This window comes from Paenibacillus sp. FSL W8-0187 (assembly GCF_037969755.1).
Lineage (GTDB): Bacteria > Bacillota > Bacilli > Paenibacillales > Paenibacillaceae > Paenibacillus_AQ.
Genome location: NZ_CP150206.1, coordinates 4462504 through 4487120, shown reverse-complemented (window position 1 = coordinate 4487120; position 24617 = coordinate 4462504). Strand labels below are relative to the sequence as shown.

General features: G+C 51.1%; 22 protein-coding genes and 1 riboswitch. Of the genes, 15 read left to right on the top strand and 7 right to left on the bottom strand.

Annotated features, from left to right (window positions below; all coding sequences use genetic code 11):
* Positions 1-22 precede the first annotated feature (22 nt).
* The 4 genes from MKY48_RS20060 to MKY48_RS20045 are packed head-to-tail and all read left to right on the top strand — an operon-like array spanning position 23 to position 6570.
* On the top strand, positions 23-1885 hold the full coding sequence (locus tag MKY48_RS20060) for a HEAT repeat domain-containing protein (protein WP_339290550.1): 1863 nt from the start codon (positions 23-25) through the stop codon (positions 1883-1885).
* A gap of 15 nt (positions 1886-1900) precedes the next feature.
* The gene (locus MKY48_RS20055; RefSeq protein WP_339290548.1) at positions 1901-3004 is read left to right on the top strand and encodes an AAA family ATPase; all 1104 of its coding nucleotides are present in this window, start codon (positions 1901-1903) and stop codon (positions 3002-3004) included.
* On the top strand, positions 3001-5355 hold the full coding sequence (locus MKY48_RS20050) for a DUF5682 family protein (RefSeq protein ID WP_339290546.1): 2355 nt from the start codon (positions 3001-3003) through the stop codon (positions 5353-5355). The genes MKY48_RS20055 and MKY48_RS20050 overlap by 4 nt, the downstream gene beginning before the upstream one ends.
* Positions 5356-5358: 3 nt before the next feature.
* Positions 5359-6570, top strand: coding sequence for a VWA domain-containing protein (locus MKY48_RS20045; RefSeq protein ID WP_216532099.1), 1212 nt, complete (start codon positions 5359-5361; stop codon positions 6568-6570).
* Between the two features lie 83 nt (positions 6571-6653).
* On the opposite strand, the gene MKY48_RS20040 is transcribed toward MKY48_RS20045, so the two are convergent.
* On the bottom strand, positions 6654-6830 hold the full coding sequence (locus MKY48_RS20040; RefSeq protein WP_213644387.1) for a hypothetical protein: 177 nt from the start codon (positions 6828-6830) through the stop codon (positions 6654-6656).
* 235 nt (positions 6831-7065) lie between these two features.
* Here MKY48_RS20040 and pxpB point away from each other — a divergent pair, with 235 nt between their 5' ends.
* From pxpB to MKY48_RS20020, 4 genes are all read left to right on the top strand, one after another.
* On the top strand, positions 7066-7785 hold the full coding sequence (pxpB, locus tag MKY48_RS20035; RefSeq protein ID WP_339290544.1) for a 5-oxoprolinase subunit PxpB: 720 nt from the start codon (positions 7066-7068) through the stop codon (positions 7783-7785).
* Positions 7782-8783 carry a biotin-dependent carboxyltransferase family protein gene (locus MKY48_RS20030; RefSeq protein ID WP_339290542.1) on the top strand — a complete coding sequence of 334 codons (1002 nt, stop codon included), beginning with the start codon at positions 7782-7784 and terminating at the stop codon, positions 8781-8783. The genes pxpB and MKY48_RS20030 overlap by 4 nt, the downstream gene beginning before the upstream one ends.
* Positions 8784-8789: 6 nt before the next feature.
* Positions 8790-9548, top strand: a complete 759-nt coding sequence (locus MKY48_RS20025) for a 5-oxoprolinase subunit PxpA (protein WP_339290541.1) — start codon at positions 8790-8792, stop codon at positions 9546-9548.
* A gap of 65 nt (positions 9549-9613) precedes the next feature.
* Entirely contained in the window at positions 9614-10252 is a 639-nt protein-coding gene (locus tag MKY48_RS20020) for a pyroglutamyl-peptidase I (RefSeq protein WP_339290540.1), read from the top strand.
* A 157-nt stretch (positions 10253-10409) separates the two neighbouring features.
* Here the strand turns inward: MKY48_RS20020 and MKY48_RS20015 are convergent, their stop codons facing one another.
* The 3 genes from MKY48_RS20015 to MKY48_RS20005 all read right to left on the bottom strand — a co-directional run bounded on the left by MKY48_RS20015 (position 10410) and on the right by MKY48_RS20005 (position 14326).
* The gene (locus tag MKY48_RS20015; protein ID WP_339290538.1) at positions 10410-10811 is read right to left on the bottom strand and encodes an immunity 7 family protein; all 402 of its coding nucleotides are present in this window, start codon (positions 10809-10811) and stop codon (positions 10410-10412) included.
* A gap of 19 nt (positions 10812-10830) precedes the next feature.
* Entirely contained in the window at positions 10831-13002 is a 2172-nt protein-coding gene (locus MKY48_RS20010) for a restriction endonuclease fold toxin (protein WP_339290536.1), read from the bottom strand.
* 190 nt (positions 13003-13192) lie between these two features.
* Positions 13193-14326, bottom strand: coding sequence for a phosphodiester glycosidase family protein (locus MKY48_RS20005; RefSeq protein WP_339290534.1), 1134 nt, complete (start codon positions 14324-14326; stop codon positions 13193-13195).
* A 234-nt stretch (positions 14327-14560) separates the two neighbouring features.
* Between MKY48_RS20005 and MKY48_RS20000 the strand changes: the two genes are divergently transcribed.
* Genes MKY48_RS20000 through MKY48_RS19990 form a run of 3 tightly spaced genes read left to right on the top strand, consistent with a single transcriptional unit; the run spans position 14561 to position 16499 of the window.
* Positions 14561-14929: a GntR family transcriptional regulator gene (locus MKY48_RS20000; protein ID WP_339290532.1), complete on the top strand. Its 369-nt coding sequence runs from the start codon at positions 14561-14563 to the stop codon at positions 14927-14929.
* On the top strand, positions 14929-15819 hold the full coding sequence (locus tag MKY48_RS19995; RefSeq protein ID WP_339290530.1) for an ABC transporter ATP-binding protein: 891 nt from the start codon (positions 14929-14931) through the stop codon (positions 15817-15819). The genes MKY48_RS20000 and MKY48_RS19995 overlap by 1 nt, the downstream gene beginning before the upstream one ends.
* A complete protein-coding gene (locus tag MKY48_RS19990) occupies positions 15816-16499 on the top strand; it encodes a hypothetical protein (protein WP_339290528.1) in 684 nt (227 codons plus the stop codon). Before MKY48_RS19995 ends, MKY48_RS19990 begins: the two co-directional genes overlap by 4 nt.
* A gap of 16 nt (positions 16500-16515) precedes the next feature.
* Here MKY48_RS19990 and MKY48_RS19985 read toward each other — a convergent pair whose 3' ends face one another.
* Positions 16516-17838 carry a voltage-gated chloride channel family protein gene (locus MKY48_RS19985; protein ID WP_339290526.1) on the bottom strand — a complete coding sequence of 441 codons (1323 nt, stop codon included), beginning with the start codon at positions 17836-17838 and terminating at the stop codon, positions 16516-16518.
* A gap of 75 nt (positions 17839-17913) precedes the next feature.
* Positions 17914-17974, bottom strand: a riboswitch (Fluoride riboswitch).
* Between the two features lie 232 nt (positions 17975-18206).
* On the opposite strand from MKY48_RS19985, the gene MKY48_RS19980 reads away from it, so the two are divergent.
* The 4 genes from MKY48_RS19980 to MKY48_RS19965 all read left to right on the top strand — a co-directional run bounded on the left by MKY48_RS19980 (position 18207) and on the right by MKY48_RS19965 (position 23136).
* Entirely contained in the window at positions 18207-19262 is a 1056-nt protein-coding gene (locus MKY48_RS19980; RefSeq protein WP_339265771.1) for an iron ABC transporter permease, read from the top strand.
* A complete protein-coding gene (locus MKY48_RS19975; protein ID WP_339290524.1) occupies positions 19262-20296 on the top strand; it encodes an iron ABC transporter permease in 1035 nt (344 codons plus the stop codon). Before MKY48_RS19980 ends, MKY48_RS19975 begins: the two co-directional genes overlap by 1 nt.
* A 94-nt stretch (positions 20297-20390) precedes the next feature.
* Positions 20391-22106 carry an ABC transporter ATP-binding protein gene (locus MKY48_RS19970; RefSeq protein ID WP_339265767.1) on the top strand — a complete coding sequence of 572 codons (1716 nt, stop codon included), beginning with the start codon at positions 20391-20393 and terminating at the stop codon, positions 22104-22106.
* A gap of 31 nt (positions 22107-22137) precedes the next feature.
* Positions 22138-23136, top strand: a complete 999-nt coding sequence (locus MKY48_RS19965; protein ID WP_339265765.1) for an ABC transporter substrate-binding protein — start codon at positions 22138-22140, stop codon at positions 23134-23136.
* 121 nt (positions 23137-23257) lie between these two features.
* Here the strand turns inward: MKY48_RS19965 and MKY48_RS19960 are convergent, their stop codons facing one another.
* The gene (locus MKY48_RS19960) at positions 23258-23887 is read right to left on the bottom strand and encodes a dihydrofolate reductase family protein (RefSeq protein WP_339265763.1); all 630 of its coding nucleotides are present in this window, start codon (positions 23885-23887) and stop codon (positions 23258-23260) included.
* 241 nt (positions 23888-24128) lie between these two features.
* On the bottom strand, positions 24129-24533 hold the full coding sequence (locus MKY48_RS19955; protein ID WP_076321900.1) for a helix-turn-helix domain-containing protein: 405 nt from the start codon (positions 24531-24533) through the stop codon (positions 24129-24131).
* Positions 24534-24617: the final 84 nt, after the last annotated feature.

The window sequence follows — 24617 nt, the reverse complement described above, 5'->3', positions numbered from 1 at the left end:
GGTTAACGAAGGAGGAACGACCATGAGTACGGCATTATTGCAGGAGCTTAACCAGGAGGTTAGGCGTTTATATATTGCCGGCAGCGAACTCGCAGCCGGCGACTTTCGCCTCAAGCGGCTGGTGCCGCAGTTTCAGCAGCTTGGAGAGCGCGCTACCGTGTTCAAGAGATTGGGTGAAGGAATCAGCGCTTTAATCGAACCGGAATCCGGGAAGGAGACTCCGTCGGCACAGCTGCTTCAGGATTTGAACCAGCTGTTGAGCTCCGTGCTGCATACGCAAGGAACGACAGCCCCTGAAGGAGAGCTCCACCCGGTAGAGCATCATCCGGTTTCACTGTCATCCCATTTATCTTTCCGCAAGCTTTCCGCTGTACAGACAGCGCTGACCACAACGGGCGGCGGTCGTTACGAGATCATAGAAGAAGCATGGAAGGAGGGCTTGTTCCGGGATTTCCGGCTGGTATACCTTGCGATTGAAGCCTTGAATGACCCTTATGTGGAGATTGGAGAGCTTGCGGCCAATGAGATATTGCCGTCGTTTGGCCCGGAAATCGTTCCGTTTCTGCTGGAAAGCTTTAATCCGGCGGGCGGAAAGCAGGAGTCGCGCAAGTTGAAGGTGATGGCGCAAACTGGCGGCAAGGAAATAGCGGAACTGATTCGCCAAGCGGCCGAGACCGGCAGCGATGAGGTGCGGTGCATGGCGATTAAATTGCTTGCCCGCTACGAAGAGTATGAAGCTGATCTGATGGAATGGAGCAAGAGCAAGAAGAAAGTCATCCGAGAAGCGGCTTATGGCGCACTGGCCGAGAACGGTTCGGATCAGGCTGTGGAGCGATTGTATGAAGCCGCTCAAGGAAAAGACAAAGAGCTGGTTAACCCTGCCCTGGGCAAATGCCGTTCCGTCTTGTTGACGGATTGGCTTGTACGAGATATGTCCGCCGAGCTTCAAGCGGTTTCCGAATTTCCGGATGACAAGCAAAAGCTGGAGGAGAGCTGGAGCAAGGTGAAGCGCTGCTTGTGGGCACTGCACGACAAACAAAGTCCGGCGCTCGAAGAGCTATACCGGAACGTGCTTCAGCAATATTCCTTATATATCAAGTCTTTGGGCTGGACATACCTTATAAATGAAGCGGTCATTTACATGAATCGCGTGGATTCCGAGGAAGCCAGGGAACTGCTTCGCCAAAACGCGGAGAACGATTTGGAGCAATACAGACATAGCAGCTCATATGTCCGCGAGGTATTCCAAAAAGCCGCGCGCGTGCTGCCGCCGGACCGCGTATATGAACAATACAAGGACGTTCTGATGCAAGGCTTCGCCTCCTCGTCGCTTGGCAACGCGGCCAAAGAACGAAAAAGGCTTTTGGACACCCTGTCGGATATGGTTATCCATCGGCAGTATAAACCATATGAGGAAGTCATGCCGTTTACGGGGAAGGAGAGCTACACGTATTACGTGGAAATGCTCCCGCAGGAGCAGCTGCAAGCAAGCTGGGATGACAGATGGCTGGAGTTGTTTATCGAGCAGGATGAGCTTGCGCTGGTAAGTGCGTTCGCCCGCCGGGGACATCACAAAGCCGAGTCTTATTTACAGGCGAAGCTGAAGAATTCTCCGGAATTCCGCAACCGTTTTGCCAATTTGATCATCATGGGGCTTGTTCGTTCCGGCATGAAGGATGAAGCGTTATTTGAAGCTATCGTGGCCGCACTGGAAGATAAGCGCAATCACGACTGTTACATGATTGAACCATTTATTTTCAAGCAGCTTTGCCGATTGCCTGCAGGGTATTATGACCGCGTTCATGCGGCGCTGGGCAACTATCGGGACAACGCCGAGGATCAGCTTCGTTACATCCTTCGGATGATGAAGGAACAAGACATTTAAAGGAGTGAAACACCCATGGCAGCAGGCCAAGAGCAATTACAAGATATCATGCGGCAGCCCGCGGAAATACTGTTCCGTCACGAGCTGGAAGCGCTGCGTAAGGAGGATTCCGGGAACATTCCTGCCGGATGGCAGATGTCGCCGCAATCCGTACTCAAATTTATCGTCGGCGGCAAGGCAGGCAAAACGGAGATCACGCCTAAATATATCGGGAACAAGCGGCTGATCGAGATGGCGGTCGCTACCTTGGTAACCGACCGTGCTCTATTATTGATCGGGGAACCAGGTACGGCCAAATCCTGGCTGTCCGAAAATCTGGCGGCAGCGATCTACGGGAATTCCGGGCTGGTCGTTCAGGGAACGGCAGGAACGAGTGAAGAGCATGTCCGGTATTCGTGGAACTATGCCATGCTGCTCGCACAAGGCCCGACTCCCGAAGCGTTGGTGCAGAGTCCGATCATGCGGGCGATGGAATCGGGAGGGATAGCCCGTTTTGAAGAGATTTCCCGCTGCGCTTCGGAGGTACAGGATGCGCTGATCTCCATTTTGTCCGAAAAGACGATATCGGTGCCTGAGCTCGGTAAAGAAATGAACGCCCGGAAAGGCTTCTCTATTATCGCCACTGCAAATACAAGAGACCGCGGGGTCAATGAGATGTCAACGGCGCTCAAGCGCCGTTTCAATATTATCGTTCTTCCCGCTCCAGCGGATCTGAATACCGAAATCGAAATCGTAAAGAAACGGGTGTCGGAGATTGCCTCCTCTTATGATCTGCAGGCTGCTGCTCCCGCAGATGAAGCACTGCTCAAGGTTGTGACGATCTTTCGTGAGCTGCGCAGCGGCATGACGCTGGATAAAAAGGAAAAGGTGAAGTCCCCGGCCGGGGTGATCTCGACGGCCGAAGCGATTTCGCTCCTGACAAACAGCATGGCGCTGGCTGCGAGTTTTGGCAGCGGTGAGTTGACGGACGAGGATTTGGCAGCGGGACTTCAAGGGGCGATTGTTAAGGATGATGATAAAGACCGGCTCGTATGGAAGGAATATCTTGATAATATCATGAAGAAACGCGGGACCGAGTGGCGGGGCTTATATAACGCATGCAAGGAGATCAACCAGTGAATGCTGCCGGCATACATGTTTTTGGAGTTCGGCATTTGTCGCCCGCCGGTGCGAAGCATGTACTGGATTTTCTGGATGAGATCAACCCTACGGCGGTGCTCATCGAAGGGCCGGCGGATGCAAGCGGGGAAATACGTCATCTGACCCAGGCAACAACGAAGCCGCCGATAGCCATATTGGCGTTTACCGAAGAACTGCCCGTACGAACGATTTTGTGGCCTTTTGCGGTATACTCCCCGGAATATCAGGCCATGAGATGGGCGCAGAAGCGCGGAGCTTATGCGGCATTCATCGATCTGCCCTCATCCACAGCCGTTTGCATGCAGGCGCTGCGCCGCAGCTCGGAGGGTGAAGCGGACGGGGAAGAGCTTGGAGGCGAGGATCATGGATCCGGCTCGGGACCAGCTGAGCCGATGGACGAGAGCCGGACGGATGAAAAATCCGTATATGAGCGGATTGCCGAGCTTGCCGGCGAATACGATTACGATATGTACTGGGAGCGGAGTTACGAACATAATTTGAGCGAAGGATCTTACCGGAAATCCATATCGGCTTTTTCCATGCAGATGAGAGAACTGTCGGAGGAAAAAGAGCGGCGTGAGGATACTGTGGAATACGCCTACAATGCCGTCCGGGAGTCGTATATGCGCCGTCAGATTGTTGAAGCGATTGCGGCGGGGCATAACCCCGAGCGCATTGTAGTCGTGTGCGGGGCTTACCATGCCTCGGCCCTTAGCGATTTGTCCAGTCCGATGAGCGACGAGGAATTGAATCAGCTTCCTTCCCGGATAACCAAGCTGACGCTAATGCCATATTCCTATTATAAGCTGTCGTCCATTTCCGGTTATGGTGCCGGAAATATCGCTCCCCATTATTTTGAGATGATGTGGCAACGAATGAAGGAGGGCTCTTTAGCGGAATTGCCGCATCATTATTTATCCATGGTGGCGGGCTCGATGAGAAAGAACGGTACCCACCGCTCCACGGCGGAGGTGATCGAAGCCGTCCGGCTGGCGGAGTCGCTGGCAGCGCTCCACGGGGGCGGTCTCCCGACACTGCGGGATTTGCGGGATGCGGCCCAGACGCTGCTTGGGCGCGGCGAACTTGCCGTCGTGGCAGAGGAGCTTGCACGTGTGGAGATCGGCACGGCGATCGGCGAACTGGCGGAAGGCGTCAGCCAGACCCCGATCCAGGACGACCTGAACCGTCAGCTGAAGAGGCTGAAGCTGGAGAAGTATAAATCGGTTGTTGCCAACGATTTAATCTTGGATTTGCGCGAGAACCGGAGAGTAACCTCGAAAGAGTCCGCGTATCTCGATTTGAACCGGTCCTTTTTGTTTCATCGCTTGAAGCTCTTGGGAATTGATTTTGTTAAAGCCAGGCCCAGCGGGCAGGAGCAAGGTGCGTGGGCCGAGCACTGGGTTGTGCAATGGGCACCGGAGGTTGAAATTCAGGTCGTTGAATCGACGCTGCTGGGGGAGACGGTAGAGGTGGCTGCCGCTTATATGCTCCAGCAAAAGCTGGCGGGCTGCAGCTCGATTGCCGAAGCCTCTACGCTTATCCGGATCGCCTATGAATGCGGGATGATTCATCAGATGGAAGCGGGTCGGCAGACCCTGCAAAAGCTTGCTGTGGACAGCCGCGATGTCGTTCAGATTGCGGCAGCTTCCCGGGAGTTATCCGTGCTGATCCGTTTCGGCGGGATCAGGCGGATGGATACGGAGCCGCTAGTACCGCTGCTGCAGCAGCTCTTTATGCGCGCTTGCTTGTTTTTGCTCGATTGCAGTCAGTGCAGCGACGAGGTATCAGGCCCGATGATAACCGCCATGAATGAGCTGAACAGTGTCGCCATGGAGCATGCGGAGCAGGTGGATGAGGAACTTTGGCTGCAAGAGCTCGGGCATTTGTCCGAAAGAGATGACTTGAACGCCCGGTTGTCAGGATATGCGTGTGCGGTTTTGATGGAGCGGAATGCAATTTCCGCCGGGCAGTGTGCCGAAGAAGTTTCGCGCAGATTATCCCCCGGCATTCCGGCCGATTTGGGAGCAGGATGGTTTGAAGGCTTATCGATGCGGAACCGGTATGCCCTTCTCTCCCGGTTAAGTCTGTGGGAGCAGCTGAATGAATATATCCAGTCCCTGGAGGATGATGAATTCACTCGTGCGCTTGTTTTTCTGCGCCGGGCGTTCAGCAGCTTTTCGGCGAAGGAGAAGACGATGATTGCCGAGCTGCTTGGCGAGCTATGGGGCGTGAATGCAGAGCAGGCTGCCGAGATTTTGACCGGTGACCTGAAGGAGGAAGAAGCGAAGATGATTGACGATTTGAATGATTTTGACTTTGAGGATTTTTAGGCGATGAGCTGCATACCGGAACCAAACCAAATATCACGTTGGCGGCTCATTCTGGGCCAGTCGGCTGAACCTCAGCTGGCGGGCTACAGCCCCGGAGGGAGCATACAGCTGTCGGAGGAAGAGATGATTATGGACCGTGCGCTGGCCGCGATTTATGATAATACGGACGGCGGAGCGGAAGCCGGAAGTGCGGCCGCGGGGCAGCGGGCAGCCGGGCAAGGAAAGTCGGCTCCCCGGCTTGCGCAGTGGCTGGGGGATGTCCGCTCCTTTTTTCCCGAAGACGTGGTGTCCATTATCCAGAATGATGCCATGGAACGAAAGGGCTGGAAGCAGCTGCTGTTTGAACCGGAGGTTCTGGCTACCGTCAAGCCGGATATACAGCTGGTTGGCACGCTGCTGTCCCTGAAAGGCAAGATTCCCGAGAAAACCAAGGATACGGCGCGCCTGCTGGTGAAGGCAGTTGTGGATGAGCTTGTCCAGCGTCTGCAGGAAGATATTCGCCGGGCTGTGACAGGTGCCTTGAACCGCAGACAGCATACACCGCTTCCTTCGCTCAGCGGTATTGACTGGAAGCGGACGATACAGCGAAATCTGAAAAATTATGATGCGGACCGCAAGCAGATCGTGCCGGAGCGTTTTTATTATTTTGACAGGGCAAGACGGAGCAAAGAATGGACCGTTATCGTGGATATCGACCAGAGCGGTTCCATGGCGGAATCCGTGATCTGGGCTTCCGTTATCGGATCCATATTTGCAAGCATACCCTCGCTCGACACCCGTGTGGTCGTATTCGATACGGAGGTCGTTGACCTGACGGAGCAGTGTGCCAATGATCCGGTGGATATGTTATTCGGTATCCAGCTGGGCGGCGGCACGGATATTCATAAATCGGTCGCTTACTGCGAGCAGTTTATTGAAGAGCCGAAAAAGACTCTGTTTATCATTATTTCGGATCTGTATGAAGGCGGCAATCAAGCCGGGCTGATCCGGCGAATGCGTGAACTGCGGGAAGCGGGAGTCAAGACGATGTGTCTCCTCGCATTATCCGACGAGGGAAAACCGTTCTATGATGAGCAGGTAGCCAAATTACTGTCCAGAGACGGGACACCTTGCTTTGCGTGCACCCCTGCACTTCTACCGCAGCTGGTGGAAGGCGCCCTTAAAGGGCATGATCTGGCAGAATTAGCGAAGAGGTTAGGCACCAAGGGGATATGAATCGGAAGTATAAACGGAGCGCGAAAAAGACCTCACAGACGATCCTGTAAACAACGGATCTTCCGTGAGGTCTTCTACTTGTATTATTGTTGATTCTCGGAGCTATGACCAGCGTTTGGCTGCTGCTGTTTAAATACCTCGGCTGCTTCTTCTGCGGAGATTTCGGTGTCAAATTCACCTGGAATCGGCATTTTGTTCAATTTCGTGGTTTGAACTTCTGCTTTTGTCGGTTCGTTACTGTTATGGTTTTGTTGGCTCATGTTGGCGGCACCTCCTTATCAAAGTACGTCTTCTGTATTTTGCCAACCATTCCCTAAAATTATGCAGAAAAACGGCATTAACGCTTGGCATGATCCGAAGAGAGCCAGCTGTTCCTGATTCTATCGTCAAATATTTAACTTCATATTCAACGGATGCCTGTTTCTCTGCTATCATAGGAATAATCGTTCAATGTTTGACGATAATCCGCAGTACATATGGAACGGAGAATGTACTATGAGCAAGTCTTATTCGTTCTTCCCTTTAGGGGATTCGGCTGTTCTCGTTCAATTCGAAGACATCGTGAGCGAGAAGGTGCATCGCCAGGTCACAGCTATGACGAGGCGAATGGAACAGAATCCTTTTCCAGGCTGGATCGAATGCATCCCTTCGTATACGAGCGTAGCGGTTTACTATGATTATGATAAGATCGGCAAGCCAGATAGGTTCGATACCGTGTTTGCTTACGTCTGTTCGATGCTGGAGCAGCGGATGGAGGCGTGCGCTTGCGAGAAGACCATCACGAAATATGAGGTTGTTGACATTCCGGTTTGTTATGGGGGCGACTATGGGCCGGATCTGGACGAAGTGGCTCAGCAGAACCACCTATCTCCCAGGGATGTCATTCGTATTCATTCCGGGCAGGATTACTTAATCTACGCGATCGGATTCGCGCCCGGCTTCCCCTATGTCGGAGGTATCCCGGAGCAGATTGCGACACCGAGGAAACAGACTCCCCGGCTGCAAATCCCGGCTGGATCCGTAGGAATCGCCGGCACGCAAACCGGCATTTATCCGATCGAAACGCCGGGCGGGTGGCAGATTATCGGCCGGACGCCGCTCGTTTTATTTCGTCCCGAAGCCGAGCCGCCAACGCTGTTGAAGAGCGGGCAATATATCCGGTTTCGGCCTATTCAAGTTGAGGAATTTGAACGGTTAAGGGAAGTGGGCCTATGAGTATAACCGTACTAAAGTCAGGACTTCTTGTTACTCTTCAGGATGCGGGAAGACGGGGTTACGGCAGATACGGGATTATCACGGCAGGAGCAATGGATAATTCCGCTTATCGGATCGCCAATCGACTGGTTGGCAATGAGAATGAACAGGCCGTTCTGGAAATTACATGGTCAGGATTCGCGGTTGAATTTCATAGCGATCGGTGGGTTGCCATTACAGGGGGGGATCTATCACCCTCGATTGAAGGTGTGAAAGTTCCCATGTGGCGTCCCGTGCTGATCAAAGCGGGCCGTGTTCTGAGCTTTCAACAGCCGGTAACGGGTTGCCGCGCTTATATGGCTGTATCGGGCGGATTTGATGTCTGCCAGGTAATGAGCAGCAGGAGTACGTATTTAAGGGCCGGAATCGGAGGATATGAAGGGAGGCCGTTGAAGAAAGGAGATTCACTATTTGCTCATCCTTCTCAGCTTCCTCTGGTCATGTCTGAACGCTACCTTGATGATTACGGCGGTTTCCTCACCGTGAATTGGGCCGTCTCTGCTGAAGGGTATCCTGGTTCAGGGCAGGAGGCGGTGATACGCGTGCTGAAAGGGCGTCAATATGATGACTTTGACGCCATCAGCAAGCAGGCGCTGTTCGAAGAACAGTTCACCGTAACTCCGCAATCGGACCGTATGGGCTACAGGTTGTCCGGTCCGCCGCTTCAACTAAGCCATGCAAAGGAATATATATCCGAGCCGGTAGCCCTTGGAACGGTACAGGTACCCGCAGATGGCCAGCCCATCATTCTAATGGCGGATCGGCAGACGCTTGGAGGTTATCCCAAAATTGCGCAAGTGGCGACCGTTGATATTTCGCTGATCGCTCAGCTGTCTCCTGGGGCAGCAATTCGTTTTGCGGGTATTTCGTTGGCAGAAGCAGAACAGCTTTATACGGCTCACGTTCGAGAGTTTCGAATGTTGGAGGCCATGATCAAGCATAAATTAAAGGAGTGGTGAGTCAGCATGGTTCGAGTGGACCTGAACTGCGATATGGGAGAGAGCTACGGTGCTTACAAGTTAGGCCATGATACGGAGCTTCTTCGCTGTATAACTTCGGCAAACATTGCTTGCGGATTTCATGCAGGTGATCCGGCGGTCATGAGGGAAACGGTCCGTCAAGCGATTGAGAGCGGTGCCGCAATCGGCGCGCACCCTGGCTTGCCCGATCTGGCTGGCTTCGGAAGAAGAAGAATGGAGATAACGCCTGCCGAAGCTTATGACATGGTAACCTATCAGATTGGAGCCCTGATGGCTTTTGCGATACAGGAAGGGTCTGGGCTGCAGCATGTAAAACCTCACGGTGCTCTGTATAATATGGCAGCAACCTCCAGACCCCTTGCGGATGCGATTGCATCGGCGATCAAGCATATCGATCCAACACTCATTCTGTATGGGTTGGCGGGCAGCGAGTTAATCGCGGCGGGGGAAAGGGCAGGGCTTCGCACAGCAAGCGAAGTGTTTGCGGATCGTACCTACCAGGATGACGGCACCCTCACGCCGAGACATCTGCCGGATGCCATGATAACGGATCCCGAAGCTGCGGTTACGCAAGTCGTACGGATGGTGAAAGACAGAGTGGTAGTTTCTCTGAGCGGCAAGGTGATTCCCATTACGGCAGATACCGTCTGCATTCATGGAGATGGCGCGCATGCATCGTTATTCGCCAGCACCTTGCGATCACGGCTTGAAGCAGAAGGCATAAGCGTTCAAGCGCTGCTATAATAAAAGTTAGGATGCTATTTTCGTGACCCGGCAGCTTACATAAACGAGTACAGGAGATATGACCTATGTTGAAAATATTAATTTCAGGCTTTGAACCATTTGGCGGAAGCTCTATCAATCCAACGGAGAGACTGGTTGAGGAGATCAAGCACGAATCCTTCCCCGGTGCAGAGATCAGAACGCTGCTGCTTCCCGTACATTATGATGAGTGTGCGGAAATACTGCTGCAACAGATGAAGGCCTACGAGCCCGATGCGGTCATTGCCTGCGGCGTAGCGGGTGGGCGGACCGCCATTACACCGGAACGGATCGCCATTAATATCAAGGATATACCACCGGAATCGACGATTTCGGATAATCGGGGTGTAAGACCTCAAGACGATCCCATAGACGCTGACGGACCGGACGGACTGTTTTCAACCCTTCCCATCCGTTTGATGGTCAACCGGTTGAAGGAAGCGGGAATTCCAGCTACGGTATCCAATACAGCCGGAACGTATATTTGCAATAATACGATGTATGCGATTTTGAACGATATTCGCCTTAAGCAAAAATCTGCCATTGGCGGATTTGTGCATTTTCCGGCTTCGATAGAGATGGCCGTGGAGAAGCCATCCTTGCCGACTTTATCCCATGAAACGATGTTGAAAGGCCTGCGGATCATCGTACAGGCCACGATGGATGAATTGAACGGACGAGCTTAAGTCACGGTCGCTCAGCCCTTACGCAATGAGTGGTAGATAACATGATCGAATACAAGATTATCAAACAATAACTCCCGTAACCCGCCATCCATGAGAATATCATGACATAGCGAGTAACGGGATCTTTTTTTATTTTCTAACTCTATACATCATGTCATTAATCGACTGCATCTTCGATTACCGGGACGCAAGGGGAGAGAAACGGATCGCGTTGTTCCCGTAATTGTCCGCGTGCCAGCACCTGAACCCGGAACTCGTTATCATAACCCTCCAGATTCTCATCATCTCTGGTATACAGGAGACCGTATGAACCGGGAGCGATTTCGCCAATCAATTGGTACAGCGCCACGATCTCGTCAGCTTCGGCTCCCTTGCGGTTCGTAAAACCTCCGACATGAAGGTAATAGAAGCCGTTAGCCGCATTTAAGGATAGCAAGCCGCTGCCCCATGCAAATTCGGTCATCTTAAGCTGTATTTTCTGAATAATCATGTCGAGCTGCCCGGCATCCGCTTCCGCAGGATTTTCCTGGATAGTAGCCCAGCCGTGAAATTCATACATGAATGCTCACTCCTTGTCGTTATAATGGATCGGTATCAATGTGGACTTCTATTCCATATCTTTGGCTGTATTCATGTAATTTGTCAATAACCGATTGGGCAGGCTCCCCTTCAAAATGATAATAGACTTTTCTGCCGGTTTGCTCCGCTGCTTCAAAGGTCGCTTTCATCTGATCACGGACCTTTTTGTTAACCTGCTGCAGGGCGGGCTTGGTCTGGGCAATATATTCATCGCTAACCGCGTCGAATTCCCGCCCGATCGGGTCGGAATCAAACTTCATTCTCGATTCTCCACCAAGTCGCTCCGCAAGCGCATCCGCGGCAGCATCCGGCTTGTTAACCTTCTGCAGCTCTCCGGAATATCTCGGCATCCCTTGCGGTGTGTCGTTTGGTTCGTCAGACTTTTCATCTTCGGGTTTGTCTTTTGGCTTTTCTTCCTCCGGCTTTTCGCTGTCAGGCTTATCTGGATTCGGCTTATCATCATCAGGTTTATTCTCATGGTCATCATCCGGCTTCCGCGGATTCTCTTCCGGTTGTTCATTCGTACCGTCAGGCTTTCGATCATCGCGAGATCGGCCAGAGGGAGTATCCGGCTCATCGCGCGTTTTCAAACCGACTTTCTCGGAAAGCGCATCCAGCCACCTTCTTGCACGGGGACCCAGCTTATTGGACAGCCAAGATACCCCTTTACCTATCGGAATCCGGCTGAGGATAACGGCTAACACGGCAGCGGCCGCATTTTGCGGGGATAACAGCTTCTTTGGGTCGCGGATGTATCCGGCAATTTCGTGTCCGCCACCGGCAATGCCTGCACCTGTCATGGCAATACCAAGAGCGGGCCAGAAGCTGACAAACAGCAGGGAAAGGGCAAAGGCTCCCAATATGATACCCGCTTGTTCCCAGCCGCTAAGCCGATCCCACCAGTTCTGGAGTGAGTCGAACAAGCACGCGAAACAAGAGGAATCGCCGGCTATCATCGTAGCTCCGATATTGGACAGGATCCCGGCAGCAAGCATGAGAATGCCGATGGCTCCCAGAACGGCAGTATACTTTCTAACATTTTCCTGGACCTGATCCCTTTGGCCTGCTGCTTCGAGATTGCCATACAAAATCGAGTATCCGAGCTCGCGTCGTTCTCGGTAGAATCCAATCAAGTAACCGAGGCGTTTCCTGTCCGTAAAGAGAGCCCGCGTCATCTGCCAACACTCCGTTAATGGATTGATGAGGGCCTCACCCTTCAGAACCGGGAGACGGTCACGGATTCGATGCAAATCGAAATAGTCGATGAACAACCCTACAACCAGCAGGACCAGGAAGAAGCCTTCGGTTCGGTAGCCCTCACCGGTCCATTCATGAATAGTCAGCACCCACTCCGGCAGCCGATTCTGTCCATTCCAGGCTGCATGATTCAGGATAGCCCATAACAGAAGGACAGCCGGAAATGCATAGGCCCAGCGTGAGAGGCGTTTGGCGTACCGGAAAGCGATGCCGATTCCGAGTGCGATCATGGCACTATGTACAGGATGCGTAACATTCATCATGGTCGGAATAAAGCTTTCCTCGAAGTAGCCCGGAAATAAATCGAAGAACTCCCAATGGAGCGTTTTGCCGCCGAGAAAAGACACCCCGTAATTGCTTTGGACTAAGCGCCTCGACAGCTCCTCCATAAATTGAAAGCCAATGCCGGGAGCAGCCCCTAATACAACATAATCGCTCAGACTTAACGAAGTAGCTCTTCTTGAAAAAAATAAATACAGTCCCAGCGGCAATAGCTTGTAGACTTCCTCAACGACTGGGGTCATGACGGCGAATGACCATGTGTCGTTAGTCCGTCCTCCAAAGATCAAATGAAGTCCCTGCATGGTCCCATTGGTCAAGGGAATGACCAAAAGAATCCCTGAGAGAACAAACAAGCTGACCTGCTTCCAGGTAACGGTTTTGCTCCGGCTGAGCAGCCAAAATTGCAGCAGTACGTAGAAAGACCACAAATATTGAACAAGCATGGTCCGCGATTCTTCAATCAGAATCAGACTTAAAACGAGCACCAGCAGGGAAAGCCAGGAAAATAAGTGATACACTTTGGCAATGAAAGGGTATCTCCCAATCCATTCCCTCCAAACCCGATATATCCCCTCCACCGTGTCTCTAATTCTCGTCCGAATGACCGCAATAGACGATGTAATGGAATCCACCCCCCGCTGAATGAACCATTAGCTTAGAACGTTCACAAAAGACAGTTTGCTATATATTTACACAATGGGTCCTCATCGTGAAACATTTTCTTGATAAGCATATGCGGCTCGAAGCAAAGGTAGTGCTGCCTAAAAAGAAAACCCCTGATCAGCCGGCAGAATATCCGGATAACCAGGGGAGAGGAGGTAACTATTTATATTTTACGACGATGGCATTACTGACCTGACGCCCAGGGGCCGTTAAGTAAGATCCATTATAATACAAGCCGCTGGAGGCACCACCATCCAGATTCATCGCTTGGTACGCCCCAGCTTGTTTCATAATTTCAGCAAGCTGTGGAATGGTTGCTCCGCCTGTCGTTAACAAAATCAGCTTATGATCCTTCGTGATACCGAGCGCGCTTCGTGCGCCGCCGCCTGTTAGAATCTTTGGATCTTTGAAGCCTTCCTTCTTGACATCCAGGGTTACCTTGCCGTCAGTCAGTAGACGCGGGCCACCTTGAAGTGCCCCTTCCAAATGCCCGGCATCATATACGGATCTGAAATCAAGTCCAGGAATCATGGTGGCCAGATTGTTGCTGTCATAGGTGAAGATCGTCCGATTATCTCCCGAAGCCTTGTGCAAAATATTGCCTTTGCTGACCAAATAGCCGTAAGGCGCTTTGTATGCACCGGAAGTGTAGGCATCAAAGAACGTACCGTTTATAGCCACTACGGCGTTACTACGCTTGGCTATACTACGCAAATCCTCGACCTTCCCTGCTTTATTGCCTGCCAGAACAACGTCCAGTTCCACCTTCGGATGGAGAAGTGAAACGGTAACCACCTGCGCACTGAAGGAACGGGAGCCCACCTTGAAGTTTTTCCTAGCCGTCGTAACGGGCTTGGTTTGGCTGGATATTAATGTTCCCGATAGAACAGGGAGCGTGTTTGATACATTCCCATCCGTGATTTTTAGGGTGGATCTATTATGACTCCAGGATAGCTGTAAGCCCAGATGTTGGCTGACAAATTGCAGCGGTACATAGGTGGAGCCGTTCTCGGAGAACGGGGCTGCTTTAGCCTGAACTTTCTTGCCATTTACATAGGCATTGAGGCTGCCCAAGTATAGCGTGAGAGCTGTATCTTCGCGAGTAATAGTGAGTTTTTTTTCAGCGGCTGTATACGCCACCTTTACGCCGTCATAGGTCTTGAGTACCCCAATCGAAATATAGGATTGGCTGTTCTTATCCACATAAGCCAAATTCTTGGGTGCGGATGCGGCATACAGCGGCGTTATTACCGTCAGCATGGCTAGTACAACGATTGCAATAATTCTTTTCATGTTTCCTCTCAAGCTCCTCTTCTCTTTATCTGTATTGGGCAACGCAGGATTTGTGCCTATACTTTATCGGAAGATAAGGACTATTTATTTAGGACAAAAGTCCAATTCCTGTCTTGTTTTTGTAAATAAATTCCGATAACCCATTGACAATGAACCTCATCTCTTATATGGTTAATTACATGAGTAACTAACCGATGATGCAATGAATGTTATAAATGAAAGTTGGTGAGGTAAATGGCATTTCAGATTGATGACAGCAGACCGATATTCATGCAAATTGCCGACAAAATTGAAGACGACATCATCGAAGCCCGGCTGCCTGAGGAGACACAGGTACCATCAACGAATCAGTTTGCAGCCTTTTACCAGATCAATCCGGCAACGGCTGCCAAAGGCGTAAATCTGCTGGTGGATCAAGGGATTTTGTACAAGAAACGGGGGATTGGCATGTTTGTAGCTTCAGGGGCTCGTGAATTGCTGATGGAAAAGCGCAAGACGGAGTTTTATGAGCAGTACGTTGTCGCCATGATTAAGGAAGCGGCGAAGCTTGGGATTACCAAAGATCAATTATCGGAAATGATCCGCAGAGGGGAGCAAGACTGATGAGCCAAACCGTGATTGAAGTCAAGAATTTGAGTAAGGCATACAAGGATGCGACGGTTGTCGATAATGTGAGCTTTACCATCGAGGCGAATAAGATCTATGGATTGCTGGGCAGGAACGGCGCGGGCAAAACGACCATCATGCAGATGATAACGGCGCAGCTGTTCCCGAGCCAAGGGGAGATTCGCGTATTCGGAGAGCATCCATACGAAAATCAGAAGGTGATCCGGCAGGTATGCTTCATTAAGGAAGGCCAGAAGTATCCTGATCTGTTTACGGTTAGGGATGTGATGGAAACTGCAGCGAATGTATATCCGAACTGGGATGCGGAATATGCCAAGGAACTGATCGAGGTATTCCGACTGCCCATGAAACGACTCGTGAAAAGATTGTCCCGCGGCATGCTGTCGTCGGTCGGTATCATTGTCGGACTCGCCAGCCGCGCACCCATTACGATTTTTGATGAGCCTTATCTAGGTTTGGATGCCGTGGCTAGAGAGCTGTTCTATGATCAATTGATCGAGGATTACACCAATCATCCGCGTACGATTATTCTGTCCACGCATTTGATTGATGAGGTTAGCAGATTGTTAGAGCATATTATCGTTATTGATTCCGGCCGAATTTTACTTGACGATGCTACGGATGACTTGCGGGGACGTGCGTTTAAGATCGTCGGTCCCTCCGGAACGGTTGAATCGTTTATCCAAGGGCTGGAAGTGATACATCGGGAGTCGTTTGCTTCCATGTTATCCGTCACGGTGATAGGCAGCGCGACAACGAAGTTGCATAAAGAGGCGGAGGAATTGGGCTTAGAAACAACCCCCGTTTCCCTTCAACAATTGATCGTATATTTAACTAAGCGCGAAAAGGTGGGGATCCAACCATGAACGGAATTCCTGGCGTAATCCATATTTATTCGAGACAGAAACTATCCTGGTTTTATTTGCCCTGGGCCATCACGGCATTCAGCTTTCTGATCAACTACATGATCAGCGTGTTGGTTAATGGTGAAGCGTTCTATGCCGGGGGATTGGCAACAATCTTTATCTATGTGTTTATCGCGGCTCTTGTATCGGTGCTGCAGCTGTTCCCCTTTTCCCTCGGATTCAGCATTCGAAGAACGGACTTCTATCTGGGCTCTGTTCTGATGGTGGTAGCGTACAGCGTCATAACGTCGATTATATTATTGGCATTAGCCGAAATTGAACGCTTTACGAGTTCTTGGGGAGACCGGATATCGTTCTTCAAACTGCCGTATTTGAATGACGGCACGTTATTTGAACAATTCATCATTTATTTCATATTGCTTCTTACATTTGCCTTTATCGGGATAGGAATCGGCGTGTTCTATCTTCGTCATCGCGGCATTAAGACCTTTGTCATGTTTGCGGCCTATTTCATTATATTGTCGGGGGCCAGCGTTCTGGTTACCCAATACGGCTGGTGGGGGCAAGTGATTGACTGGGTTGTCAAACATACTGCCTTTGAATTGTCCCTGTGGCTCATTCCCATCTCGGTTATCCTCGCACTCGTCAGCTACCGCTCGATTCGTAAAAGCTCGGTGTAAGGCAAAAGACGTCCGATTACTCGGACGTCTTTTTGTGCTTCTGTTTTTTTAACGTCTTCGCTCCCGCAAGCGTGGTGCCCAGCGGGAACGAGAGGAGCAGGTGTTTGGATATGCCGATTTGTTGGGAGGTGTAGATGCCGGAGTGCCCGGAGAACAGGTAACTGATCACACAGGCCATAAACATATACACGGCGCCATCACTGCCGAACAGTTCGATTCCCATAATAAAGCAAGCAATCGGGGTGTTCGTTGCTCCGCAGAAGACAGCAATAAATCCTAATGCAGCCAGGAACGGGGCGTATAATCCGATCCATTCCGATAACGCGTTACCCAGCGTTGCCCCGATGGCAAACAGCGGGGTTACTTCTCCACCTTGGAACCCTGCCCCGAGCGTCAGCGAGGTAAAGATGATTTTGCCGAGAAAGGCGAGAGGTGATACCTCGTCTGTGAAGGAGGCTTCTATCAGGGGGAGACCCAGTCCCAAATAATCGCGTGTCCCAAGCAGATAAACCAGCCCAATGATGATGATGCCGCCGACAGCGCTTTTGATCATCGGATTGCGGAAGAAATAACTGTACCACCGCTTCAAGGAATGGGTTAGCTCATTGAATAGTCGGCTTGTCAGACCAAAGAGTATCGAGGCGAAAATCACCTTTAGGATCACCAGGAAACTCAAAGCCGGAATTTCTCCGATCGGATAATGCAGATGGCTGACGCCCCATAGGGAGGTGGCGATCAGATTCCCGACCAAGCTGGCTACGAATGCAGGTAATAGGGCTTGATGCGAGATCAGTCCGATGGCAAGGACTTCTAGTCCAAATAGCGTTCCCGCTAGCGGCGTGCCGAAGATGGATCCGAAACCGCCGCTAATTCCGCAGATCAGCAGTATTTTTCGATCCGCCGGCGTGACGCGGATAAGCTTCCCGAACCACTCCGATAAACTTCCTCCCATCTGAACGGCAGTACCCTCACGTCCTGCAGAGCCCCCAAACAGATGCGTGATTAATGTTCCGATTAGAACTAAAGGTGCCATTCGCAATGGAACGGATTCCGTACCGCCATGGATTTGTTCAAGGATGAGATTATTCCCCTTGGTGCTGCTCTTGCCAAACTTGTAATAGAGGAGGCTGACCACGGCTCCTCCCAAGGGAAGGAAGAACAGCAGCCAAGGGTTCTCCATGCGAAGGGAGGTTACATAGTCCAGACTGTAAAGAAAGAAGGCGGAAGCACTGCCCGTCATCAATCCAACAACACTTCCCAGAACGATCCATTTGATGAAGTAACCGGACAACAAGGCGTATGGCCATTTTTCGGTACCTTCAAACCATTTTTTAATCATGCAAATTCACCCGTTTCTATATATTCGCCGCTAACCCTTCTTCAATACACAAACAGACTCCTACCAGGAAAGCGACCTCTGGTAGGAGTCATTAGCTATTGAAGCGGTTATGGCGAACTCCATCGCCTCATTCAATTAGCATTTATTGTAATGGAATAGAGGTTTCACTGTCAATGGCACAATCCATAGGAGCGGAGCTTTTTATTAAGCCCAAAGAAATATCGCTTTTATTTGGAAAAAAGTGCTTGACTTGGGCATGGACTTTTTTCAGATGAGAAATTCAAGATGTCCATGGACGCAGGAAAGACCTTTATTTTATAGTTACAGATGATAATGAGAATCAATATCAAAGTATTGAGGGGAAAATGATGTCATCAAACACGTCCAATCCAAGTCTTACAGATTCCAAGACCCACGTTAAACTCAAGGGGCGGCCATGGGCTGCGACCCTGATTCTTACCGGAGGCGTGGCAGCGCTGGTGCTTGGCATAGCTCTATCGATATCGCTCGGAGCGGCCGAGATTGATCTGCGAAATGTATGGGAGGCGGTGTTTTTCTTTAATCCCGATGTGACGGAGCATCAGATCATACAGGAACTGCGCTTGCCGAGAGTCCTCGGTGGAGCGATGGTGGGTGCCTGCTTTGCGGTATCGGGCGCGATCATGCAGGGAATGACTCGGAATCCGCTCGCTGATTCAGGTTTGCTCGGATTAAATGCGGGAGCGGGTTTTGCCATTGCCCTCTGTTTTTCGTTTTTTCCAGGGCTGCCTTATATGTACCTGATTCTGTTCTCATTCCTTGGGGCAGGATTAGGTGCGGTCCTCGTGTATGGTGTCAGTTCCATGGCAAAAGGCGGTCTGACACCGGTACGTCTTGTTCTAGCGGGTGCTGCGCTTAGTGCTCTGTTAAGTGCGCTTAGCGAAGGTATCGCATTGTATTTTCAGGTCGGACAGGACATGGCGTTCTGGTATGCCGGCGGGACGGCGGGGATTAAGTGGATCCATCTGAAGATTATGCTGCCGTGGATCGTCGCTGCTATATTGGGAGCTATTGCATTGTCACGCTCCATTACCATGCTCAGCCTCGGCGATGAGATCGCCCGCGGGCTCGGGCAGCGAACGGGACTTGTCAAGCTGGCCGGAACGGTGATCGTGCTGGTGCTGGCAGGGGCTGCCGTCTCGGTTGTCGGTGCGGTAGGCTTTGTCGGTCTCATGATTCCGCATGTCACGCGCAAGCTGGTCGGTGTGGATTATCGCCTCATCATTCCTTGCTCGGCTGTTCTTGGGAGCTTGCTGGTCGTCATTGCCGACTTAGCAGCAAGAATGGTGAACCCTCCTTACGAGACACCGGTGGGCGCGATCATCGCGTTGATCGGGGTGCCCTTCTTCCTCTACTTGGCACGCAAAGAAAGGAGGGAACTGTAATGGAGACCATCACAAACACCATGCATGGGCGAAAAGACAAGAAGCGCAAAATCATAACCCTGTCTGTGCTGGCTGCACTGATCGTTTTGGTATTTCTGATCAGTATGAACACGGGAGTCATTCGTTTATCGCCACTTGAGGTCATCAAAACCTTGTTTGGCAGCGGGACGGATAAGCAGGAGCTGGTGCTGTTCGAATTCCGCTTGCCGCGGATCGTCATCTCGCTGCTTATTGGGGCCGGGCTAGCGATATCGGGATGTGTGATGCAGGGAATATCCCGTAATGAGCTGGCGGATCCGGGAATCTTGGGGATTAATGCAGGAGCAGGCTTGATGATGATGCTGTTCATTTCATTTTTTCCAAGCACGACGGCGGCCCCTGTCTATCTACTGCCGGTGCTTGCATTGATTGGGGCCAGCTTAACCGCTGCATTAATATGCGTGCTGGCCTATAAGAAAAATCAGGGTTTTAAGCCGACGGGGCTCCTGTTAACAGGGATTGCCGTTGCGGCGGGCATTAGTGCGGCTATGATCGTGCTAACGCTGCGCTTGAGTCCTGAAAAATATCAGTTTGTTGCCACTTGGCTAGCGGGCAGCATTTGGGGTTCCAGCTGGAAGTTTGTATTGGCATTGCTCCCATGGATCCTTGTGCTTCTGCCCTTCGTCATGTATAAAGCGCAGGTGATGAACGTGCTCAATCTTGGAGAACCGATGGCGACGGGACTCGGTGCTTCCGTCACAAGGGAGCAGCTGAAGCTGTTGGCAGCGGCGGTGGGCTTGGCAGCCTCATGCGTTGCGGTAAGCGGCGGAATTGGATTTGTCGGACTTATCGCGCCCCACCTGTCCAGACGGTTGGTCGGTGCGAAGCATCAGATGCTGCTGCCGGTAACGGCGCTGGTCGGTGCACTGCTGGTCATCACAGCCGATACTCTGGGACGTTGGATCATCCAACCATCTGAGATTCCGACGGGGATCGTGGTTGCGGTGATTGGTGCTCCCTATTTCCTGTACCTGTTATCCAGGTCGAGAGCGTAACAGGATAAGATCGTAACTGATCTAAAATGTGCGCTTTATTAAAGGAAAGGACTTGCTCATTTCTATAATGGAATTACGGATTAAGGAGGTCCTTATGCTGCGTCGATTTTTTTCCTATTACAAGCCTTATAAAAGGCTGTTCATCCTGGATTTTTGCTGCGCTATCTTTGCGGCTTTACTTGAATTGATATTCCCGGTTGCCGTCAACCGCGTGATTGACGACTTGCTGCCGAGTGGTAACTGGAAGTGGATCTTATACGCTTGTTTGGGTCTTCTCGGCATTTATGTTGTCAGTTCCTTCTTGCATTACGTGGTCACCTATTGGGGGCATAAACTCGGCATCAACATTGAGACGGATATGCGCAAAAAGCTGTTTGATCGGGTTCAGAAGCAATCCTTCCGTTTTTTTGACAACAACAAGACGGGACATCTCGTCTCGCGGATGACAAACGACCTGATGGATATCGGGGAAATTGCCCACCACGGTCCGGAAGATCTGTTCATTGCCCTTATGACGCTTGCCGGAGCCTTGGGCATTATGCTCGGGATTAACTGGGAGCTTGCGGTGATGACGTTTGTGATAGTACCTCTGATGGTCTATTTATCACTCTATTTCAGTGGAAAAATGTCGGCTGCGTTCAAGCGCATGTTCTCCGATATCGCCGATTACAACGCAAGGGTGGAGAACAACGTCAGCGGTATCCGCGTGGTTCAAGCCTTCTCGAATGAGGAGCATGAAATGGCTCGTTTCGCCGAGAACAACAACCGTTTCCGCGTGACAAAGCTGATTGCCTACCGCATTATGGCGTGGAACTCTTCGATTAGCTTTATCCTGATGAAATTCATCTCCCTGTTCGTTTTGGTGTGCGGTACTTGGTTCGTGATCGAAGGCCGGATGACCAACGGGGAATTCATCGCTTTTGTCATGCTGTCCAACGTCTTCCTCGGCCCGATTAAACAGATTAATGCGGTCATTGAGATGTATCCGAAGGGAATCGCCGGCTTTAAGCGTTATTTGGAGCTGCTTGAGAGCGAACCGGACGTTGCGGATACGCCTAATGCAAAGCCGGTTCACGGTCTGCGGGGAGACATTGCCTTTCACGGGGTATCCTTCGGGTATGAGAACAAAGATCAAGTGCTGCAGGATGTCAGTTTGTCCATAAGTGCCGGTGAAACCGTTGCGCTTGTGGGGCCGTCCGGAGCGGGCAAAACAACGTTATGTTCATTGCTGCCGCGTTTCTATGATACAGACGCTGGCCGGATTACGATTGACGGGATCGATATCCGAGACATGACGCTGCAATCCCTTCGTTCCCATATTGGCATCGTGCAGCAGGATGTATTCCTGTTTGACGGCAGCATTCGCGAAAATATTGCCTATGGCCGACTTGACGCTGACGATAGCGATATTATGAAAGCCATGAGCCGTGCCCAGCTTGAGGAGCTGGTCGCTTCACTTCCGGATGGGCTGGACACCTTAATTGGCGAGAGAGGCGTCAAGCTGTCCGGCGGACAGAAGCAGCGCCTGTCGATAGCCCGTATGTTCCTCAAGAATCCGCCGATTCTTATTCTGGACGAAGCGACGTCCGCATTGGATGCGGAGACCGAAGCGGCGATTCAGCAGGCATTGGCCGAATTGTCGGAAGGTCGGACGACACTTATAATTGCACACCGGCTCGCTACCATCAAGAACGCAGATCGGATTGTGGTTGTTGCTGACAAAGGCATTGCCGAACAAGGCATCCACGAAGAACTGCTCGCGGCGCACGGCATATACAGCCGATTACATCGAGCCCAATTCGGGGCTTAAATCCAGCTATCATTTTATAGGAGGATAAAACATGTTCAAGTCTAAAATACGTGTCATGCTCTCCACGCTCGTCTTATGCTCGATCGTTATTTCGGCATGCAGCGGGAATGGGAATACCGTGAATAATGGCGGCTCTGCCGGTGAAACAGCTGCGGGCACGGACAAGCCCCAGACTGAGGCCTCAGCGCCCACGACTAGAGAGGTGGATACGATTAACGGAGAAATCGAAATTCCGGCCGCTCCCGAGCGAATTGTAGTTGATGCCTACCTGCCAACTCTGCTGTTGCTCGGAGAAAAGCCGGTCGGCGCGACAGCGACGGATCTCGAGAACGTCCATATTCAAGACATGATTGAGGGCATAGAGAACACGGGGGAAAGCGCTCCGGAAAAGATTGTGGAATTGAACCCAGACCTGATTATCAGCGCTAACTCGGACCCGGAATTATACGAGAAATTGTCCAAAATCGCACCGACGGTCATTCTCCCTTATGAAACCTATCGAGGCGTGCACGAAGAAGTGGAGGGACTCGGTGCTATACTGGGCAAAGAAAAAGAAGCAAAAGAATGGCTCGCCGGTTTCGATGAAAAAATAGATGCGCTGCGCACAAAAGTGAGCGGTGTGTTGGAAGAGGGAGAGACGTTCTCGATCTTTGGCGCATTCGGTAAAACCTTCTATCTCTACGGAGATGGCATTTATCGAGGAGGCTTGGCGATCTACAAGGAGCTCCAGCTAACGCCTCCGGCAACGATCCAAAAAGAATTGATTGATGCTAACGTGACTTACAAAGAGGTTTCCATGGAAGTACTCAAAGATTATGCAGGCGATTATATCTTCTTTGATGAGTCTAACGGCGCCGAGATGGATAAGAAGGACAAGGTGTGGACTTCGATTGAAGCGGTGAAGCAGGATCGCGTGTTTTATCTCGATGCCAAACGATTTTGGCCGTTTGATCCGATTGCTGTCCTAGCTCAGGCGGAGGAAGTGACGGAAATGATCGTCAGCCAAAAAGAGAAGGAAAACGCGAAATAACCAGCGAGCTCGGTGATACCGCACGGATAGTGATGGACGGCAATGGCAGACCCTGAACAAGAGCGGTCTGCCATTTGTGTTCTCATGAATATTAGTTCAGTGCCAGGAATACGGGCCGCTATTATGCGTTCGTGTGATGGAACAGTCGGAATCTCAGATGCGTGACATTCGGAGATTCGATGACAGCGGTCCGAACAAATTCGATATTCGGCGAGTGGATATGTTCGAACAATTTCTGACCGTTGCCGAGGAGGATCGGTACCAGCGTGATCAGGAGCTCATCCAGCAGACCTGCTCCGATAAATTGCTGTATCACGTTGGCGCCTCCGGCAATTTTAACGTCTTTACTCCCCGCCGCAGCTTTGGCATGTTCCAATGTGCGTTCGATTCCATCCGTAACGAAGGTATAAGTCGTGCCGCCATTCTTGATTTCTGCGGGGCGAGCTTCGTGAGTCAGTATAAACACCGGCATATGAAATGGAGGGGTATCTCCCCAAAATGGATGGCCGTGATCGAACATCGTACGGCCGAGGATGACAGCGCCCGTTCTGCGATTGGATTCGGCGATCAACTCCGCGTCTTGATTAAACTCGCCCCCGGCCAGGCCATGCAGTTCGCGCCAGCTGGTGAGCTCATAGATCCATTCGTGCAGTCGTTCACCTCCCTTGCCTAGGGGCAGCCGTGCGCTATGATTCGGGCCTGTAATATATCCGTCCAATGACATCGACATTTCAGCAATAACTTGAGACATGGATTGGTTCACCTTCCATCCGGAAATTTCCTTGTTGCCTATATTTCTTTAGTTCCCTGTATTGACTCGTATTTACGAAAAACGTTATTCCGGGATCAGTATAGCATTCACGATATGTCTAAATTTCTTATGATTTGCTATCTTCGAAGATGTCATAGAAGAGGGTGTATATGAAAATGGCAAGGTCCGTGATCACGGACCTTGCCATTGTTTTTGTATCAGTATTGCTTATAAATCAGGTCTAGCGTGTATCTGTGGTTGTGGGCTCGTCCGAGACTTTCAGTTTATCATTCAGGATACTGTCCTCAAGCACGCTGAATTTGTCTCCGTATACTTTCGTGATATGTTTTTCGCCCCATGCACAGAGCATATCGAGAATTCCACTCAAACTCATGCCGTAATCGCTCAACTCATACTCCACTTTAGGCGGCACTTGATTATGAATAATCCGATTGATCACGCCATCGTCCTCGAGCTCCCGCAGCTGCTGCGTCAGCATTTTTTGCGTAATGTTCGGCATGAGACGCTTCAGCTCGTTGGTTCGTTTACGTCCATGGGTCAGATGGCAGAGGATCACGCATTTCCATTTGCCCCCGATCACTTCCAATGTCGCTTCGACGGCGATGTTGTATTTCTTCGTTTGCATATTCATCCTCCTATTTTAATAGGCACTAAAAAGTATCTAGGGTACTATCAGGTACCTACATTACAAAAAAGTACGTTCTTCACA

Excerpts from the sequence above, each read along its gene's own strand:
- MKY48_RS20060 (WP_339290550.1), top strand. The coding sequence starts at position 23 with ATGAGTACGGCATTATTGCAGGAGCTTAACCAGGAGGTTAGGCGTTTA.
- MKY48_RS20055 (WP_339290548.1), top strand. The coding sequence starts at position 1,901 with ATGGCAGCAGGCCAAGAGCAATTACAAGATATCATGCGGCAGCCCGCG.
- MKY48_RS20045 (WP_216532099.1), top strand. The coding sequence starts at position 5,359 with ATGAGCTGCATACCGGAACCAAACCAAATATCACGTTGGCGGCTCATT.
- MKY48_RS20040 (WP_213644387.1), bottom strand. The coding sequence starts at position 6,830 with ATGAGCCAACAAAACCATAACAGTAACGAACCGACAAAAGCAGAAGTT.
- pxpB (WP_339290544.1), top strand. The coding sequence starts at position 7,066 with ATGAGCAAGTCTTATTCGTTCTTCCCTTTAGGGGATTCGGCTGTTCTC.
- MKY48_RS20030 (WP_339290542.1), top strand. The coding sequence starts at position 7,782 with ATGAGTATAACCGTACTAAAGTCAGGACTTCTTGTTACTCTTCAGGAT.
- MKY48_RS20025 (WP_339290541.1), top strand. The coding sequence starts at position 8,790 with ATGGTTCGAGTGGACCTGAACTGCGATATGGGAGAGAGCTACGGTGCT.
- MKY48_RS20020 (WP_339290540.1), top strand. The coding sequence starts at position 9,614 with ATGTTGAAAATATTAATTTCAGGCTTTGAACCATTTGGCGGAAGCTCT.
- MKY48_RS20015 (WP_339290538.1), bottom strand. The coding sequence starts at position 10,811 with ATGTATGAATTTCACGGCTGGGCTACTATCCAGGAAAATCCTGCGGAA.
- MKY48_RS20005 (WP_339290534.1), bottom strand. The coding sequence starts at position 14,326 with ATGAAAAGAATTATTGCAATCGTTGTACTAGCCATGCTGACGGTAATA.
- MKY48_RS20000 (WP_339290532.1), top strand. The coding sequence starts at position 14,561 with ATGGCATTTCAGATTGATGACAGCAGACCGATATTCATGCAAATTGCC.
- MKY48_RS19995 (WP_339290530.1), top strand. The coding sequence starts at position 14,929 with ATGAGCCAAACCGTGATTGAAGTCAAGAATTTGAGTAAGGCATACAAG.
- MKY48_RS19990 (WP_339290528.1), top strand. The coding sequence starts at position 15,816 with ATGAACGGAATTCCTGGCGTAATCCATATTTATTCGAGACAGAAACTA.
- MKY48_RS19985 (WP_339290526.1), bottom strand. The coding sequence starts at position 17,838 with ATGATTAAAAAATGGTTTGAAGGTACCGAAAAATGGCCATACGCCTTG.
- MKY48_RS19980 (WP_339265771.1), top strand. The coding sequence starts at position 18,207 with ATGTCATCAAACACGTCCAATCCAAGTCTTACAGATTCCAAGACCCAC.
- MKY48_RS19975 (WP_339290524.1), top strand. The coding sequence starts at position 19,262 with ATGGAGACCATCACAAACACCATGCATGGGCGAAAAGACAAGAAGCGC.
- MKY48_RS19970 (WP_339265767.1), top strand. The coding sequence starts at position 20,391 with ATGCTGCGTCGATTTTTTTCCTATTACAAGCCTTATAAAAGGCTGTTC.
- MKY48_RS19965 (WP_339265765.1), top strand. The coding sequence starts at position 22,138 with ATGTTCAAGTCTAAAATACGTGTCATGCTCTCCACGCTCGTCTTATGC.
- MKY48_RS19960 (WP_339265763.1), bottom strand. The coding sequence starts at position 23,887 with ATGTCTCAAGTTATTGCTGAAATGTCGATGTCATTGGACGGATATATT.
- MKY48_RS19955 (WP_076321900.1), bottom strand. The coding sequence starts at position 24,533 with ATGCAAACGAAGAAATACAACATCGCCGTCGAAGCGACATTGGAAGTG.